This is a genomic window from Gilliamella sp. Occ4-3, assembly GCF_001690675.1.
GTDB classification, from domain to species: Bacteria; Pseudomonadota; Gammaproteobacteria; order Enterobacterales; family Orbaceae; genus Gilliamella; species Gilliamella bombi.
In genome coordinates, this window is record NZ_LZHR01000022.1 from 1 (window position 1) to 18,030 (window position 18,030).

18 protein-coding genes and 1 pseudogene are annotated in these 18,030 nt (G+C 35.2%); 2 read left to right on the forward strand and 17 right to left on the reverse strand.

Annotation, left to right across the window (positions count from 1 at the left end; translation table 11 throughout):
- Positions 1-90: 90 nt before the first annotated feature.
- From A9G44_RS02095 to ribH, 12 genes and pseudogenes are all read right to left on the reverse strand, one after another.
- Positions 91-855: an IS5 family transposase gene (locus tag A9G44_RS02095; RefSeq protein WP_065609057.1), complete on the reverse strand. Its 765-nt coding sequence runs from the start codon at positions 853-855 to the stop codon at positions 91-93.
- Positions 856-1,013: 158 nt separating this feature from the next.
- Positions 1,014-2,369 carry a glutathione-disulfide reductase gene (gene gorA / locus A9G44_RS02100; RefSeq protein ID WP_065609058.1) on the reverse strand — a complete coding sequence of 452 codons (1,356 nt, stop codon included), beginning with the start codon at positions 2,367-2,369 and terminating at the stop codon, positions 1,014-1,016.
- Positions 2,370-2,597: 228 nt separating this feature from the next.
- Complete coding sequence (hldE, locus tag A9G44_RS02105) at positions 2,598-4,028, reverse strand: bifunctional D-glycero-beta-D-manno-heptose-7-phosphate kinase/D-glycero-beta-D-manno-heptose 1-phosphate adenylyltransferase HldE (protein ID WP_065609059.1); 1,431 nt, start codon at positions 4,026-4,028, stop codon at positions 2,598-2,600.
- A gap of 46 nt (positions 4,029-4,074) precedes the next feature.
- On the reverse strand, positions 4,075-4,845 hold the full coding sequence (gene tatC / locus A9G44_RS02110; RefSeq protein WP_065609060.1) for a twin-arginine translocase subunit TatC: 771 nt from the start codon (positions 4,843-4,845) through the stop codon (positions 4,075-4,077).
- A gap of 59 nt (positions 4,846-4,904) precedes the next feature.
- Positions 4,905-5,183 (reverse strand): annotated as a pseudogene (gene tatB, locus A9G44_RS02115) (Sec-independent protein translocase protein TatB); the annotation flags it as partial.
- A 3-nt stretch (positions 5,184-5,186) separates the two neighbouring features.
- The gene (tatA, locus tag A9G44_RS02120) at positions 5,187-5,423 is read right to left on the reverse strand and encodes a twin-arginine translocase TatA/TatE family subunit (RefSeq protein WP_081298221.1); all 237 of its coding nucleotides are present in this window, start codon (positions 5,421-5,423) and stop codon (positions 5,187-5,189) included.
- Between the two features lie 83 nt (positions 5,424-5,506).
- Positions 5,507-7,048 (reverse strand): ubiquinone biosynthesis regulatory protein kinase UbiB, encoded by a 1,542-nt coding sequence (gene ubiB, locus A9G44_RS02125; RefSeq protein ID WP_065609062.1) that lies wholly within the window; start codon positions 7,046-7,048, stop codon positions 5,507-5,509.
- A gap of 14 nt (positions 7,049-7,062) precedes the next feature.
- On the reverse strand, positions 7,063-7,839 hold the full coding sequence (gene ubiE, locus A9G44_RS02130) for a bifunctional demethylmenaquinone methyltransferase/2-methoxy-6-polyprenyl-1,4-benzoquinol methylase UbiE (protein WP_034911549.1): 777 nt from the start codon (positions 7,837-7,839) through the stop codon (positions 7,063-7,065).
- Positions 7,840-7,901: 62 nt separating this feature from the next.
- The gene (gene nadR, locus A9G44_RS02135; RefSeq protein ID WP_065609063.1) at positions 7,902-8,837 is read right to left on the reverse strand and encodes a multifunctional transcriptional regulator/nicotinamide-nucleotide adenylyltransferase/ribosylnicotinamide kinase NadR; all 936 of its coding nucleotides are present in this window, start codon (positions 8,835-8,837) and stop codon (positions 7,902-7,904) included.
- 150 nt (positions 8,838-8,987) lie between these two features.
- A complete protein-coding gene (locus A9G44_RS02140; RefSeq protein WP_065609064.1) occupies positions 8,988-10,043 on the reverse strand; it encodes a TrmH family RNA methyltransferase in 1,056 nt (351 codons plus the stop codon).
- Positions 10,044-10,064: 21 nt separating this feature from the next.
- Complete coding sequence (gene nusB, locus A9G44_RS02145) at positions 10,065-10,484, reverse strand: transcription antitermination factor NusB (protein WP_034911540.1); 420 nt, start codon at positions 10,482-10,484, stop codon at positions 10,065-10,067.
- A 4-nt stretch (positions 10,485-10,488) separates the two neighbouring features.
- Positions 10,489-10,959, reverse strand: a complete 471-nt coding sequence (gene ribH, locus A9G44_RS02150; protein ID WP_034911536.1) for a 6,7-dimethyl-8-ribityllumazine synthase — start codon at positions 10,957-10,959, stop codon at positions 10,489-10,491.
- A gap of 398 nt (positions 10,960-11,357) precedes the next feature.
- Between ribH and lpcA the strand changes: the two genes are divergently transcribed.
- Both lpcA and A9G44_RS02160 read left to right on the forward strand, forming a co-directional pair.
- Positions 11,358-11,936, forward strand: coding sequence for a D-sedoheptulose 7-phosphate isomerase (lpcA, locus tag A9G44_RS02155; RefSeq protein ID WP_034911533.1), 579 nt, complete (start codon positions 11,358-11,360; stop codon positions 11,934-11,936).
- A gap of 1 nt (position 11,937) precedes the next feature.
- A complete protein-coding gene (locus A9G44_RS02160) occupies positions 11,938-12,717 on the forward strand; it encodes a class II glutamine amidotransferase (RefSeq protein ID WP_065609065.1) in 780 nt (259 codons plus the stop codon).
- A 140-nt stretch (positions 12,718-12,857) separates the two neighbouring features.
- Here the strand turns inward: A9G44_RS02160 and A9G44_RS13440 are convergent, their stop codons facing one another.
- From A9G44_RS13440 to asnS, 5 genes are all read right to left on the reverse strand, one after another.
- Positions 12,858-13,016, reverse strand: coding sequence for a hypothetical protein (locus tag A9G44_RS13440; RefSeq protein ID WP_179854790.1), 159 nt, complete (start codon positions 13,014-13,016; stop codon positions 12,858-12,860).
- Positions 13,017-13,475, reverse strand: coding sequence for a methylglyoxal synthase (locus A9G44_RS02165; RefSeq protein ID WP_065609144.1), 459 nt, complete (start codon positions 13,473-13,475; stop codon positions 13,017-13,019).
- 134 nt (positions 13,476-13,609) lie between these two features.
- Positions 13,610-14,752, reverse strand: a complete 1,143-nt coding sequence (locus A9G44_RS02170) for a porin (RefSeq protein WP_034911519.1) — start codon at positions 14,750-14,752, stop codon at positions 13,610-13,612.
- Positions 14,753-15,053: 301 nt separating this feature from the next.
- Positions 15,054-16,256, reverse strand: a complete 1,203-nt coding sequence (locus A9G44_RS02175; protein ID WP_065609066.1) for a porin — start codon at positions 16,254-16,256, stop codon at positions 15,054-15,056.
- Between the two features lie 285 nt (positions 16,257-16,541).
- Entirely contained in the window at positions 16,542-17,945 is a 1,404-nt protein-coding gene (gene asnS / locus A9G44_RS02180) for an asparagine--tRNA ligase (RefSeq protein WP_065589445.1), read from the reverse strand.
- Positions 17,946-18,030 lie beyond the last annotated feature (85 nt).

Genomic DNA, 18,030 nt, shown 5'->3' on the forward strand with positions numbered 1-18,030 from the left:
AAATTTAGGTAAAGGATGATTCTTCATTTATTATTAAATAATTAATCGTAATTGATTAGGGGCTGTTGATCTTTGCTGTACATAAATTACTCAACAATACATTGGCAGCCACATTAACATAAATGCCAGTGATACCATACTGGCATAATTCCTTTCTAACTTATCGTATCTAGTTGATATTGAACGATATTGCTTGATTCTAGCAAAGGCATTCTCGACTAAATGACGATAGCGATAAAGGCACCTATCCATACTGCTTTTATCTATATCCTTACCATAATTACGTTTAGCAATCACCGTTCGTCCGCCTTTTTGACGAACAAAGCACCGAAAAGGCTCGCTGTCATAACCTTTATCGGCTATCACTGTATTCACTTCATCGAGCTTTTCAACTAGGTTTTCTGCATAAGTGATATCATGTCGTTGTCCTTCAGAAAGCTCAAAACAAATAGGCAAACCACCACTATCAACCGCAAGATGAATTTTAGTTGAATTACCACCACAGCTCTGACCTATTTGCTCGGAATACTCCGTTGCAGCGCCTGTACTATGTTGATGAGCCCTGATAATCGAGCCATCTAGGAACACCCATTCAAAATCCGCTAGTTGTGATAAATGTTTGAAAATATCAACTAATATTCCTTTTTTAGACCACAAATTAAATCGCCTATAGACAGTGCTCCATTCACCAAACTCTTCTGGCAAATCTCGCCAAGGAATACCGGTTCTCATTCGGAAAAGGATCCCTTCAAACGTCATCCGATGCTCGGATTTATTATAAACTCGGCCGGTATTTTTCATTATTTGTAGTAGCTTTTCCCACCGTTTATCTGTCAGCATTGTTGTTCTTGGCATGATGAATCGAGTTATGGTTGTTTTTGGCTGAATTATTGTAACTCACATCATGCCGTCTAAAAAATAATCACGAAAGATCAACACGCCCTAATATATAAAAATATTAACAAAAAAGCAGGACTAATAGCCTGCTTTTTTATTACTACTATCGGTCGTTTTTAACGCATGGTAACAAACTCTTCGGCAGCAGTTGGGTGAATAGCCACCGTATTATCAAAGTCTTTTTTAGTTGCTCCCATTTTAAGCGCTACTGCAAAGCCTTGTAACATTTCGTCCATTCCGTAACCAATGCCATGAATACCAACAATTTTTTCATCTCTCCCCACGCATACTAATTTCATTCGACAAGGTTGTCGATGCTGTGTTACTGCGGTGTACATTGCTGTAAATGTTGATTTATACACTTTTACGTTTTCTTCACCATACTGCTGTATTGCTTCTGGTTCAGTCAATCCTACTGTACCAATTGCAGGATGAGTAAATACGACGGTCGGAATATTACTATAATCTAAATGTTCATCAGGTTTATTGTTAAATAACCTTTCTGATAAGCGGCGCCCTGCGGCAACTGCAACAGGTGTTAGCGCTATAGCGCCTGTAATATCATCACCGACAGAATAGATGCCCGGGACATTGGTGTTTTGGTATTTGTCGACGATAACAAAACCTTTATTATCAACCGCAATTCCTGCCGCCTGTAAATTCATGTCATTTGTTGCTGGATCACGTCCAATCGCCCAAATTAAACAATCAACTGTGTAACTTTCGCCATTCTCGAGGTTTAATGTTAGTGAATTATCACTATTTTTAATTACCGATTTTGGAACCGCAAAAGTATGTAATTGTTGTCCTTCAGTAGCAATAACTTCCATTAAGGTTTCAACAATAAGCGGATCAAAAGATCGTAGTGGTGTAGCATTGCGAACAAATTGATGTGTTTGTGCGCCCAAAGCGTGTAATACGCTTGCTATTTCGCAAGCAATATAACCTGCGCCAACAACTGCCACACGTTTTGGCAAGGCTTTTAGAACAAAAAAGCCATCTGAAGTAATGCCATATTGCGCACCTGGAATATTGGGAATGCTTGGTTTTCCGCCAACAGCAATTAGAATATGATCAGCACTATAGTGTTCGCCATTTACCTCAACGGTGTGAGAGTCAACAAATTTTGCATAGCCATGAATGACGTCAACTTTGTTATTAGTAAGTACCCGATCATAAGACTGATGAATGCGATCAATATAAGCAGTTCGACTAGCAATTAATTTATCCCAATTGAATTGATTAATAGTGGTATCAAAACCGTAATCAGGACCATAATGTTTAATAGCTTCTGCAATTTGAGCACCATACCACATTACTTTTTTGGGTACACAACCAACATTAACACAGGTTCCACCTAATAATTTGGCTTCAATAATGGCACATTTTTTTCCATAGGACGCAGCTCGATTAATTGATGCTATCCCTCCACTACCACCACCAATGGCAATGTAATCATAATGTTTGGTCATAAAATATCCTTAATACTCTTTTTCGTTATTTGCTTATTAGCTTTGCATAAAGATCACAATAAAAAAAGTATTAATTTTGAAATTTAACAATAGTTATTACCGATTAATTAAAGTTGTATTAATTTTTTTTGCCGATTTTTATCTTAAACAAGAATTAACTAAGGTTATTAAGAGCTGAAAAGCCGATCAGCTACTTATTTCCAAGTAGCCAATTTTATTTGTGATTATTTAGCTTAGCGTTCTTTTTATTGCGTTAATAATGTTGGTTGTTGAACATCCATCTTCAAAATTGAGCACTTTAACAGTTCCACCAGCAGCAATAACTTCTTTACCGCCTGCTATATTTTCAGGTTTATAATCGCCACCTTTGACTAATACATCAGGTAAAATAGTGGCTATTAATCGTTGTGGTGTTTCTTCCTCAAATGGTACGACCCAATCAACTGAATCAAGTGCACCTAATACAATCATTCGTTGCATAAGTGGGTTTATTGGTCTTGATTCACCTTTTAACTGCTTAACCGAGGCATCGCTGTTCACAGCAACTATTAGACGATCACCAAGTTTACGCGCATTAGCAAGGTAAGAAACATGTCCTGCGTGTAAAATATCAAAGCAACCATTGGTCATGACAATTTTTTCACCACGCATCCGTGCTTTTTGAACTTCTTCTTTAAGTTCTTCTTCTGTCATTACACCAAATCCGTCATCCGCACGTGCTCGAATGGCATTACTTAACTCTACTTGTGATACTGTTGAAGTGCCAAGTTTACCAACAACAACACCCGCTGCCACATTGGCTAAGAAACAGCTTTCCTCTAAAGATTGCCCTGCGGCTAAAGCTGCAGCTAATGTGGCAATTACGGTATCACCAGCACCTGTGACATCAAATACTTCTTTAGCTTGAGTCGGTAGATGATAAGTTGGTTTATCTAATTGAAGCAATGTCATGCCTTTTTCGCTTCGTGTAACCAATAGCGCTTTTAGTTGGTACTGTTTAATCAGTTGGTGGCCTTTTTCTATGATTTCATCTTCACTTTGACAATGACCAACTACCGCCTCAAACTCTGACATATTAGGAGTTAAGATTGTTGCACCACGGTAACGTTCAAAATCAGTCCCTTTAGGATCAACTAGAATCGGTACATTTGCTTGATTAGCAAGCTTAATCATTGCTTGAACTGCTGATAATGCACCTTTAGCATAGTCCGACAGAACCAATACTTTATGCGTCGACAATGCTGTTTGAATACGCTCAAGAATAGGAGTTGCATCAACATTGCCAAATCCTTCTTCAAAATCAATACGGATCAATTGTTGATTGCGTGATAGGACTCGTAGTTTAGTTATGGTTGGGTGTGTTGAAACAGAGACAAAATCACATTGAACTTTGTGGTTACTTAGCTGTTCATCAAGAATTTTGGCTGGTTCATCAATACCTGTTAATCCGATTAGTCTCGCGTTACCACAAAGCGATGTAATATTCATTGCAACATTAGCCGCACCACCTGGTCGCTCTTCTAAAGAGTCAATTTTAACTACAGGTACTGGCGCTTCGGGGGATATCCGATTAGTTCCTCCATACCAATAGCGATCTAACATAATATCGCCTACAACTAATACATTGGCACAATTAAAATCAGGTAATGAGGTCTTCATTATGACTTGTTATCCTTAATTATTCAGTTAATTCATCTTTTATCTGTTAACTATCTTTATCAGATTCATAACTGTCGTTATCTTCTGTTTTGTCATTTTTTCGTGGTTGATAAAAACGGGCAAAAAAAGTGCCGATTTCAAACAGTAAACAGATAGGTACAGCTAGTAATATTTGTGAAAATACATCGGGAGGTGTAACAAACATTGCAACGGCAAACACTCCAACAATTATATAAGGGCGCTTTTTTCGTAGACTTTTAGGCGTAGTTATCCCTGTCCAACAAAGTAGTATAATGGCAACGGGCACTTCGAAAGCAAACCCAAAAACAATAAAGAGTGTCATTACAAAATCAAGGTATTTTGTAATATCTGTATTGATAGCTACATCAATAGGTGCAGTGTGAATAAAAAAGTAAAATGCTAGTGGAAACACCACAAAGTAAGCAAATGCAATACCAAGATAAAAGAGAATTGTGCTTGATACAATTAACGGCATTACTAGACGTTTTTCATGTTGATATAGCGCTGGTGCGATAAATCCCCAAACTTGATACAGTATGTAAGGAATTGAGATAAATATTGCCACCACAGCAGTTAGCTTAATTGGGGTAAAAAATGGCGCTGCAATATCTGTTGCTATCATGCTACTACCTTGAGGTAATTGGCTGATAAGCGGATTTGCCACGATATGATAAATATCATTGGAAAAATAGAGTAAGCAAGCTAATACTAGCAAAATACAGATAATAGAGCGTAGAAGCCGTGTTCTAAGTTCAACAAGATGTCCAATTAATGGTTGTGTAGCGTCGTCAGTCATGATTTATTTTTATCTGAGTGAGAGTGAGAATCGATCAGCGTTGCAGAGTCGATCTCGTTTTGTAATGATTCTGTTACGCGCTTTAAATCATCAATTGATTCTTGAATCTCTGGCGTAAGTGTTGTTAAACCACTTTGTTCAGCCTTTTTTAGACTGTTTTGTAACTCTTGCAGTTTAAGTTCTTTATTTAATTCTAACTGTACAGTAGCAGACATTCGGCGGAGTACTTTTATCCATCCTGCAACTGTTTTTATGGCAATAGGTAACCTTTCTGGCCCTAAAACCACCAGACCAATAATTAATACCAATAGTAACTGACCAAAGCTGATGTCGAACACGGGTTACTCTTTTTTGCTATTGTTAGTATCTTTATTGTTAGTATCTGATGAGTCAATATTCTCGACTTTTTGTAAATTGTCTTGCTCTTTTTGGTCGTGGCCGTCATCATCATTCATCGCTTTTTTAAAGCCTTTAATTGATGCGCCAAGATCGGAGCCTAATGTTCGTAATTTTTTTGTTCCAAATAACAAAACAACAACAGCAACTAATATGAGGAGTTGAGGCAAGCTTGGCATCATGATAATTATCTCCAGTAAGGTTAATACCTAAATTATACACACAAACTACAATTTTCCCAAATAACTAGTTTTGTGCTCAATTCTTAATGCACAATTAATATAATAATACATAATGCACAAAATAGTGCAATCACTGTATATAAATTTTGTTCACGCTTTTTACTACGCTGAAATTCTTGATTGATTTGTTGTAATTGAACATTCATTTGTTTGGAAATTCGTTCATAATCATTTAATTTTTCTGGTAACTGTGGCAACATGACCCGCCACTGAGGCAGCGATTCCCAAGCTTGTTGTAGTATCTTTTTAGCACTATATTTATCTCGATACCACTTTTCTAAAAATGGCTTTGCTGTTTGCCACAAATCAAGTTCTGGATAAAGCTGACGACCAAGTCCTTCAATATAAAATAGTGTTTTTTCAAGTAAGGTTAGTTGGGGTTGGATATCCATATCAAATTGACGAGCGACTTGAAATAATTGTAGTAAAATCTGTGAAAATGAGATTTCAGAAAGTGGTTTTGAAAATGCGGGCTCACATATATTGCGCATTGCCATTTCAAGTGCAATAACATCCGTTGTTGCTGGTACCCAGCCTGATGCAATATAGGTTTCGGCTATTTTTCGATAATCTCGATTGAAAAATGCTAAGAAATTTTCTGCAAGATAGCGTTGATCATCAGCACTTAATATACCAACAATGGCACAATCAATACCAATATAACGTGGATTTTGTGGTTCAGTAATATCAACAAAAATGTTGCCTGGATGCATGTCAGCATGAAAAAAGTTATCGCGAAACACTTGGGTAAAGAAAGCTTGTACTCCTCGTTCTGCAAGTAATTTCATATCAACATTATTTTGCTTTAACTGATTGATATCTGCAATGGGAATCCCTTTGATACGCTCTTCAACCATCACATTTTTTCGGCATAAATCTTGGTAAACATAAGGGATATATAAAATGTCGCTATTGATAAAATTATCGCGTAATCTAGCCGTGTTGTAAGCTTCTTTTTGTAAATCTAACTCTTTTAATAGTGTCATTTCATAATCATGCACTATTTCAACCGCTCGTAATTTTTCGCCTGATTCAATCCGCTTAGTTAATTGTTTAGCCACCCAATACATCAAACCAATATCGGCTTGGATAACGTGTAAAATGTTAGGACGCAATACTTTGATAACCACTTCGGCTTGACTACGTTTTAATATCGCCTTATGAACTTGTGCTATTGATGCTGATGCTATTGGTTTTTCGTCAAAATCTGCAAAATAATAATCAATTGGCTGCTCTAACGCTGACTCAATTATTTGTTTGGCAATTTTACCGTCAAAAGGGTTAACTTGGTCTTGTAATTTTGCCAAAGCATCGGCTATGTGTTTTGGTAAAATATCACGCCGAGTTGAGATCATTTGTCCAATTTTCACCCAAACTGGACCTAGTTCTTGTAATGCTAGTCGTAAACGTTCACCGATTTCTTGATGTTTTGCTTTAGTTCTAACCCAAAACATACAAAATAATAAAGTGCGCAACCATTTTGATGAACGATGTTTTGGTAACAATTCATTTAATTGATAAGCTCGGAATACAGTTAATATTTTAAACAGTCTAAAAAATGTCATTATTATTCATCGCATCAAAATTTAAAGCCAGTATGTAACGCAACTATACCACCAGTCATATTGTGATATTTCACATCGACAAATCCTGCATCTTCCATCATTTTTTTCAGTGTATTTTGATCAGGATGCATACGAATGGATTCAGCTAAATAACGATAACTTTCAGAATCATTTGCCACTATTTTCCCCATCAATGGTAACATAGTAAATGAGTATAGATCATACGCTTTATTCAGGATTTGATATTGCGGTTTAGAGAATTCAAGAATTAATAAACGCCCACCAGGTTTTAATACTCGCCACATGGATCGTAGTGCTTTTTCTTTGTCGGTAACATTACGTAATCCAAATGAAATAGTAATACAATCGAAATAGTTATCTGCAAAAGGTAATTCTTCGGCATTAGCTTGTACATATTCAATGTTTTTAAATAAGCCTTTGTCGCGTAGCTTATCTCGTCCCACTTTTAACATTGATTCGTTAATATCGGCTAACACAACTAATCCATCATCACCAACAAGTTGCGAGAATTTTGCCGTTAAATCACCAGTGCCTCCTGCCAAATCTAAAACTTTTTGACCTTTACGCACGCTACTATATTCAATGGTAATTTTTTTCCAAATACGATGTATGCCAAATGACATTAAATCATTCATAACATCATATTTATCAGCAACAGAATGAAATACTTCGGCAACACGTTTTACTTTTTCTTGTTTGGGAACTTGTTTGTAACCAAAATCAATTTTTTCTTGATTTGTATCGTCTTGTTTGTCAGAAGATTGAGACATAAAAATTTACCTATCACAAATAATTGACTTATTTTAACATAAGCCACAATAAATGTGATGAACTAAATCAATAATGCTTCAACCTCTTTTGTGATTGTTTCAAAATGTTCTAGCCGTGAGGATTTTGGATTTAAATCTTTTTCATGAATGACTAAATCAAAATGATAACTGTCTTTAAAAGCTTTTAAAATTTCATTATCTTTTTGAAATAATTGATCGTAGTACTGTGCTAATGTTTCAAAATCAATTGAGGTAAAAACAACCTTATTGGCGCTTTCAACAGCTTTTGAAATCCGTTCTACATGTAACATCGCAATTTTCATAAAATCAGATTCACTCAAATAACGTTTGTTATGCTGAGTTAAGATTTCTCGCTCAATATAATTGATATAACCGTTAGGTACATATTGAGTATTATAAATATTAGCAAGTTGAATCGGTAAATCACGAAATCTATTTTGACCAACAATAGCTACTTTTTTAACAAAAAAAGGTTTTGCTGCTTGTGCGATATAAGACCAGTTTTTATAAGGATTTTCACGGATTTGTGTTGCGCTGATGCTTATAAAATCTCGATTGGCATCAACAATGATTACCTGACAGCCAAAATAGAGTTCATGATTTTTGACATCTTGCGGTTCACTAGTAAATACTACATTAGGCTTAATTTTATGTTCGGAAAGAATTTGCTTAACGCGACAACTCCAATCTTGCCATCCATTGGGATAAAATTCAATACCAGCTTCATCAAGTACATGGATATGAATATTGTGGCGATCTTTAAACGTCTCTTTTAACCATGAAAAGCGGTCGCTAACTTGTGGTTGTTTGGGTAAGCGGCTTTTATCAAATAGCTGCTTATCACGTGATGCCTCACAACCCAATATGATATGTAACACATCAACTTGGCTCATTGCTTTTTCAATCAAATAAATATGACCACAATGTAAAGGATAAAACTTCCCAAAAATTAAACCAACTTTATGCTTTAAAGCCATAACCATTACCAAAACACACAATAACTAATAACAATTTACAGAAAAAAAAAGCAATTTCTAATCAAATCATGCTATTTGATATATTTTACCAATTAGTAAAATAACTTTTACCATCCAACTAATTGATAATAAAAATAAAATAATACTTTATTATTTTTGTAAATTAGATAATAAAATACCCGTTGCAACCGAAATATTTAATGCAGGCATGTTATCATTGCCCTTTAAATGGACAACAACATTAGCACAATTAATAAGTTTTATATTAATTTGTTGAAATATAACTAACGCAACTTTTTTATCAAACTTGATTTTATGCAATTCAGTTGATGCAATGGATTTTGCCTGACATGGTAATAACGCAACAACTTGGTAACCACGCTGTTTGAGCATATCAAGTGAAGCAACAAAATCATCACTTTTAATTGATTCAACAGCCTCAATACCACCTTCTGCCACACGCATGGCAGCGCCACTATCAAGTAAATTCGTTTGACGTAATATAACGCCATTAACACCATAAAAAGTAGCGCTACGAATTAAGCCGCCTAAATTATGGGGATTATGAACATCGTCAATAGCTAAAATACAATCATGATCTTTATTACTATTGTTTTCTAAATAATCCAATAAGGTAAGTGGAACACGTTTTTTTACAATTAGGCAGACACCGCCATGGTGCTGAGTTTGAGTTATTTTACTAATTTGCTCACTAGAGATAACATCATAACCTAACCGTTGTTTGACTAACCAGTCTATTAGATCTTTAAACTGATAAGTCATCTCTTGGGTAATAAATAGTTTAACAATAGCTGTGCGTCGATGTTTGAAAACTGCTTTACAGCTATTTTCACTATAAACTAAAGTTTCTTCTTTACGTTGGCGATAGCCATCATAACCAAAGGTCGGTACTTGATCATTAGCACGAACCTTTTTTTGCCATGGTGAATCATTATCGATAGATGATTGAGATTGATTAAGTTCAACATTAAACCGCTTTTTTGCAAACTCAGATTTATCATTTCGAGGTTTGAATGTTTCAATACGATCATGACGATCTCGTTTAGATTTCAACTGAAATGAATCATCTTTACGCTTCTCTTTCCATCGAGAGGGCTTTTCAATAGCCGAGCGAGAATGTTTTTTAGATTCACTATTTTTGGCGTAAAAAATAGATGGTTTATTTTTTTCGGTATTGTCGTTCATATCAATCTCACAATTAATCGGTTATCGCGTACGGATGGTTGGGGCTATTTTATCTAATACGCCATTAACAAATTTATGGCTGTCAGCAGCACCGAAGGTTTTTGTTAAATCAATGGCTTCATTAATTACCACTTTATAAGGTACGTCTTGACGTTTCATTAATTCATACAGTGCGATTCTAAGTATTGCTAATTCAATTTGTCCTAATTCATCAACAGATCGTTCAGTGAGATAAGGCGTCATTTTATCATCTAATTCGGCAGTATTTTTTGCTACACCATTTAATAATTCACGAAAATACTTAGAATCGACGCCTTTCATATCTTGTTCTGCAATAAAACTTGTCTCAACATCAGCAAGATCGTTTCTAGAAACTTGCCAAGAGTAAATGGCTTGTACCGCACATTCTCTTGCTCGACGACGAGGATTAACTAATGCCACAAAATTACTCCTTAATTGCTTTAATAATATTTAGCATTTCCAGCGCAGTTAATGCAGCTTCAGCCCCTTTATTGCCTGCCTTAGTGCCTGCACGTTCAATTGCTTGTTCTATACTTTCGGTGGTTAAAATACCAAATCCTACTGGAATAGTGTTATCTAAACTTGTACTTAATAATCCAGAGCTTGATTCACCAGCAACAAAATCAAAATGCGCTGTACTACCACGAATTACGGTACCTAACGCCACAACGGCATCATATTTTTTTGACTGTGCGGCAACTTTAACGGCAAGAGGAATTTCATAAGCACCAGGAACCCAAATAACAGTGATATTTTTATCATCAACTTGTCCTATACGTGTCAATGCATCAATTGCACCATTTACTAGGCTATCATTAATAAAATGATTAAAACGCGCCACTACAATTGCAACTTTAGCTTTTGGTGCAGCAACTTTACCTTCAATCGTTTGCATATAAATTCCTTATTAATTCTATTTTATGCCATTTCACTCTGTTTTGCGTGAAAATTACTTAGTAAATTGTATCACGAATTATAGACTTATCCTATCGGCAAATAGCGTTACGACCAAGTTCTACCCAATATATTATTTAAAATAAATGCAAAGAATTTAACTATTTGCAAATGTATTATTTGTTAAATTTAAAATTAATTTAAATTTTGTTGTTATTTCAACCATTATGATTAGAAATAATTTTAATTTATTTTTATTTCAATCCTTATTTTTACACTTAACAGTATACTTTCTAAAATCTTTTGTCCAAATAAGGAATTTTATTTTATCGCTTGCAAGCTATTTTGAACAAATTACAATAGTCTATATATTTATTTATTATTGATGGAGAAATCCCAGTGTATATTGACAATATTCGTGATGAATTAAACCAAGCTATTGACGTATTAACTAATTTTGTTTCAGACGATAAAAATCTCCAACAAATCCAAAAAGCTGCTATTTTAATTGCTGATTCGTTTAAACATGGTGGTAAAGTTTTATCATGTGGTAATGGTGGCTCTCATTGTGATGCTATGCATTTTGCTGAAGAATTAACTGGTCGCTATCGTGATAATCGCCCTGCTTATCCTGCGATAGCCATATCAGATGTAAGCCACATTTCGTGTGTAGGTAATGATTTTGGATTTGATTCTATCTTTTCACGTTATGTTGAAGGTGTAGGTCAGAAAGGTGATGTACTTTTAGGTATCTCAACTTCAGGAAATTCAGCTAACGTGCTTAAGGCAATTGAAGCAGCAAAACAAAAAGGGATGAAAATTATTACGTTAACTGGTAAAGATGGTGGTAAGATGAATGGACTTGCTGATGTTGATATTCGTGTTCCACATTTTGGTTATGCCGATCGTGTGCAAGAAATCCACATCAAAGTTATTCATATTCTTATTCTGTTAATTGAAAAAGAGATGGCAAAATAATATGTGTGAATTATTGGGTATGAGTGCTAATGTGCCAACCGATATCTGCTTTAGTTTTACTAGCTTAATTAAACGAGGTGGGGACAAAGGTCCTCACAAAGATGGTTGGGGAATTACTTTCTACGAAGGAAAAGGTTGCCGAACATTTAAAGATCCTGAGCCTTGTAGCTATTCGCCTATTGCTAAAATGGTGAAAGAATATCCCATCAAATCTAAAGCTGTGATTGCTCATATTCGACAAGCAAATCGAGGCGGTGTCGCACTAGAAAATACCCACCCATTCACCCGCGAACTCTGGGGTAAAAATTGGACTTTTGCCCACAATGGACAATTAACCAATTACCAAAATTTAGATACAGGGCTTTTTCAACCTGTTGGAGAAACCGATAGCGAATTTGCCTTTTGCTATTTAATTAATCAATTACAGCAAAAATATTCACAAAAACCTGTCGATGATCTTGAGCTATTTAATTTTATTAAGCAATGTGCCGATCAATTAAGCCAACTAGGCATATTCAATATGCTACTTTCTGATGGGCAATATGTGTTTGCCTATTGTACAACGAATTTGCATTGGATAACCCGTAAAGCACCATTTGGCAAAGCAAAATTATTGGACGAAGATGTAGAAATTGATTTTCAAAAACATACAACACCCAATGATATTGTTACTATCATTTCAACCTTACCATTAACTTCAAATGAGATATGGCAAAAACTTAATACTGGCGAAGCGATTTTATTTAAAGATGGCGAAATTAGCCAATCTTCCGCATTTTAATAGGGTGTATTGGTGACTCATTTTTAAATTGATAATGCAGATAACTTAAAGTTATCCATAACATTATAGGTTTTTAGCTAGAACAATCAGCAATACCATTGCCAATAACATACCAAAACCTTGTGAACAAATTGCCGAAATCATAACGCAAAACCAACAAAAAGTGCACTCCATCCAACTTGACTAACAAAGTGGGTTGAAACAAGCAGAAACACAACATAAAAACCCAAGACAATAAACAGATTATCAAGTAAAAGTATTTGCCGACCTGTTTTACGAATTTGAGATGGTATTTGCATTTATTTAACTCTTTGAGTTAAATAGTTTTGATAATCAGGAATTTCAATATCAACTTCTTGCGTAAAAATAGAGGACTGAATTAATGCATTAGCTGTGGATTGATTAGTGGCAACTGGAATATTCCAAACAGTAGATAATCGTAACAACGCTTTCACATCTGGATCGTGAGGTACAGCATTAAGTGGATCCCAAAAAAAGATTAAGATATCAATTTTACCTTCTGCAATTAATGCACCTATCTGCTGATCTCCCCCCATCGGACCACTTAACATTGGCGTGATATTTAGTCCTGTTTCTTGCTTTATTAATGTTCCAGTAGTGCCCGTGCCACATAAATTATGACGAGAAAGCTCTTCACGATTTTTTTTACACCAACTTAATAAAGAATCTTTCAGGTGATCATGAGCAACTAAAGCAATATTTTTTTTAGCCAATAATTTACGTGTGGTATATAGCATCATTGTATCTTAATTCATTATTATATTTTTTTTAATTTTTAACAGAGTATTAATCAAAGCGCAAGGTTTATTTAATTGATAATAGATAATAAAAAAGGCACCGAAGTGCCTTTTAAAAATAAAGATACAATCAATTAGAATTGGTAAATTAAACCAAGTGCTACTGTGTCTTTTGTTGTGCCCTTGATTTGTGATTTAGTAAATGAACCATCTTCATATAAAGCACGACGTGCACCGATATCATCTTTATCTAACAAGTTAATTTTATAATCGATAATAGCTTGTAGGTTTTTGTTAAAGTCATAAGTTAAACCAACATCAACATATTTAGCTAAATCATTACCTTTAAGCCCTGCATCACTTGAATAACTAGATGCGTCTTTAACTTTATGTTGGATATAAGCAACAGATGGCGTTAAACGTCCTACTTCAAAGTCAATACCATATTGAGCAACTAATTCATAGCCTTTGGTTTTTAAATCATCAGCGCTACGAGTAGTTGAGGCATTATCCCAGCCATATTTTTGTTTACCTTGAATATATAACGCAGCTAAATAAAGGTTGTCGTTGTCATATTTAATACCAGCTGACCATGCTTTAGCATCTTTATGACCACCAGTTTGTGCATAACCAGCACCAACAGATAAACCAGTATCAAGCACATCCCAATCAACAACTGAACCCCATGCTTCAGCACTATTGCGTTTATCATTAAGAGTATAATTACCGAAATGACGCGTTGAGCTGTTATCTCCATTATCCGCATATTGAACGGCAAAACGTAAACCATTCACTAAGCCAAAGAAATCTGAATTACGGTAGGTTGCAACTGCTTTAGTACGAGCCGTTAATGCATAAAGATCATTATCAGAAGCATCACCACCAAATTCTGGTAAAACGTCAGTGTAAGATGTTAATGTTTTTAATACACCATCATTGCGACCATAGTCGAATGAACCAAAATCACCAAAGTTTAAACCAGCAAATGCATAACGAGTTTCATTATCAGCATTTTTACCTGTTTTTGCTTCATACTCCCAACGACCATAGCCAGTTACGCTGTCGGTCACTTGTGTTTGACCTGACATACCTAAACGTGCAGTGGTCTTGTCACCTTCACCTGTTTGGTTATTGCGATCAGTAATATAGTTTAATGCGTAAACACGACCATAAAAGTCAACTTTATTACCATCTTTATTCCACACTTCAATAGAAGCGTTTGCTGTACCTGCAATTAAAAGTGCAGGAATAGCGATTGCTAATAGATTACGTTTCATTTTTTACCCTCAAAGGTATTTTGTATTATTAAAGATGCAAATTGCTTTGCTCTGGTTTAACAAATAACTGCTAACAATTAGCAATTATATTATTACTGTGATAGCCATTTTGCCTAATAAACATGGCTCTAATGCCACATTGCCTATTTAACAATGGAATTTAGATTTATTCTGCGAATTTTCGAATATTTTAATACTTATTATAAATTTTTTTTAGGCATAAAATGTTTTTTTAGGTGGGAATGAATTCAAAAGATGAAAAAAAAGGCACCTAAGTGCCTTTTTATAAGATATTAAGCGATTAGAATTGGTAAATTAAACCAACACCTAACACATCTTTAGTACCTGGTTTAGTATCGTGACCACGTGGATTTTCAGTATTTGAAGCTGCACCAAAATCTTTACGATCAAGAAGATTGAATTTATATTCAACAATCGTACTAAAGTTTTTGTTTAAATCGTAAGTTGCACCTACAGATACATACTTAGCTTCTGGTGAATTGAAACCTCTATACTTCCAACGGTAACCATATTTTGAAAAATTATCATAATCAGAAGATTTAACTTTGTGTTGAACATAAGCTAGAGAAGGAGTTAAACGACCAACTTCAAGATCGATACCATATTGAGCAACTAATTCAAATCCTCTGACTTTTAAATCTGTATCTCTTATATGATAAACGTAATCACCAATTAATCCATAAGTACCAACCGCATTCTTATGTTTACTTTGGAAATAGTTAGCACCTAAATATAAATTATAGTTATCATATTTAAGACCAGTTGCCCAAGTACTTTGACGGCTATCACTTTTTGAAGTTTGAGCGTAACCTGCACCAGCTGTTAAACCAGTGTCAAAAATATTCCATTGAACATTTGCACCCCAAGCTTCTTTGGAATTATGGTTAATACGATCTTTAGTAGTACCTGATACAGGATCTAACCATTTTTTATTCTCAATATCTTTAACTGCATCACCATTATCGGCATATTGTAATGCAAAGCTAATATCATCGGTTAAACCAAAGAAGTTATTGTTACGGTAAGTTGCAACAGCTTTAGTACGTTCTGAAAGAACATGCCATTCATTGTTTGCTGCATCGCCACCAAATTGTGGTAATACGTCAGTATAAGCAGTAATTGCTTTTAACACACCGTCATTACGACCATAGTCGAATGAACCAGCATCACCAAAGTTTAAACCAGCGAATGCATAACGTACTTCACTACTGCCGTCTTTACTTTTACCCGCTTTAGCTTCATATTCCCAACGACCATAACCAGTTACGCTATCAGTGATTTGAGTTTGGCCTGACATACCTAAACGAGCTGAAGTATCGTCACCTTCGCCTTTTTGACCACGGTCAGTGATGTTGTTAGCTGCTTTTACTCGGCCGTAAAAGTCAACTTTATTGCCATCTTTATTCCAAACTTCGATAGATGCATTTGCACCAGCGGCTACTAAAAGCGCAGGGATAGCGATTGCTAATAGATTACGTTTCATTTTTTACCCTCATGGTTATTTTTTTAAAAAGACACTTCCATAAGTTTAGTGTCAATTTTCGTACAATAATTATTCATCCAAAAAATAATATTTTTATCTATTATTTTTCTACTTTTTACAGTAGTGTAAATTATGTATAAATTTTTTTTAAAATCAAGCGAACTTTTCATTAAATGTAGTGTCTAAGTCTAAATTTAAGCCTGTTTGATTGTTTTTTAAACTAAAACAGATTAATATCTACCACCTGTAACTCCCAATAAATTCTTGTTAGGGATTTTAATCAACTTAAAAGTTTGCATTACGCGGCGTTCTTGGGAATGGGATAACATCGCGCACATTTTGAACACCTGTTACATAAACAATTAAACGTTCAAAACCAAGACCAAAACCTGAATGCGGCACAGTACCGTATCGACGTAAATCACGATACCACCAATAATCTTCTTTTTTTAGTCCCAATTCTTCCATGCGCTTATCCAACATATCTAAACGCTCCTCACGCTGAGATCCACCAATGATTTCACCAATTCCTGGCGCTAAAACATCCATTGCCGCTACCGTTTTACCGTCATCATTCATACGCATATAAAACGCTTTAATATCTTTCGGATAGTTTTTTACTACCACTGGCGCTTTAAAATGTTGTTCAGCTAAATAACGTTCATGTTCTGAAGCTAAATCAATTCCCCAGCTGACTGGGTTTTCAAATTTAGCATCACAATTTTGTAATATAGTGATAGCATCAGTGTAATCCACTTGAGCAAAATCAGCATTAATAAAGTTTTCAAGACGATTGATTGCTTCTTTATCGACATGCTGAGCAAAAAATTGCATATCATCAGCACGTTTTTCTAGCACTTCTTTAAACACATATTTCAACATATCCTCAGCAAGCTTAGCGTTATCATCTAGATCAGCAAACGCTACTTCAGGCTCCATCATCCAAAACTCAGCTAAATGGCGAGTAGTATTTGAGTTCTCTGCTCTAAATGTTGGACCAAAAGTATAAACTTTAGAAAGTGCACAAGCATAAGTTTCAGCGTTTAATTGTCCAGAAACGGTTAAAAAAGCTTCTTTACCAAAGAAATCTTTATCAAAATCAACTTTACCATTATCAGATTTAGGCAGATTTAGCATATCAAGTGTTGAAACGCGGAACATTTCGCCCGCCCCTTCAGTATCTGATGCGGTAATAATAGGAGTTGATAGCCAATAAAAGCCACGATCATTAAAAAACTGATGAATTGCTTGCGCAAGCGTATGGCGTACACGCGTTATCGCACCAACAATATTGGTTCTTGCACGCAAGTGAGCCACTTCACGAAGATATTCAATTGAATGGCGCTTTGCTGCCATTGGGTAAGTCTCGGGATCGTCAACAAAGCCATACACTTCAACTTGCGTTGCTTGTAATTCATATTTTTGACCTTGACCTGGTGACTCCACTACTTTACCAGTGACTTTAACGGAACAACCAGCTGTTAGACGCAAAATTTCTTGTTCATAATTAGGTAAATTATTTTCAATAACAGCTTGAATAGGGTCAAAGCAAGAACCATCGTAAACAGCTAAAAATGAAATACCTGCTTTAGAATCACGGCGAGTTCTTACCCAGCCTTGAACTGAAATAGTGCTACCAACAGCAATTTTGCCTTGTAACACATCAACAATAGGTGCAACTGAAGTCATTTAATTATCCATCTCTACATTAATTTGTTTAAGTAATATTTAAAGTAATACAGATATATTCTAAAGACTATCCCATAACTAAATG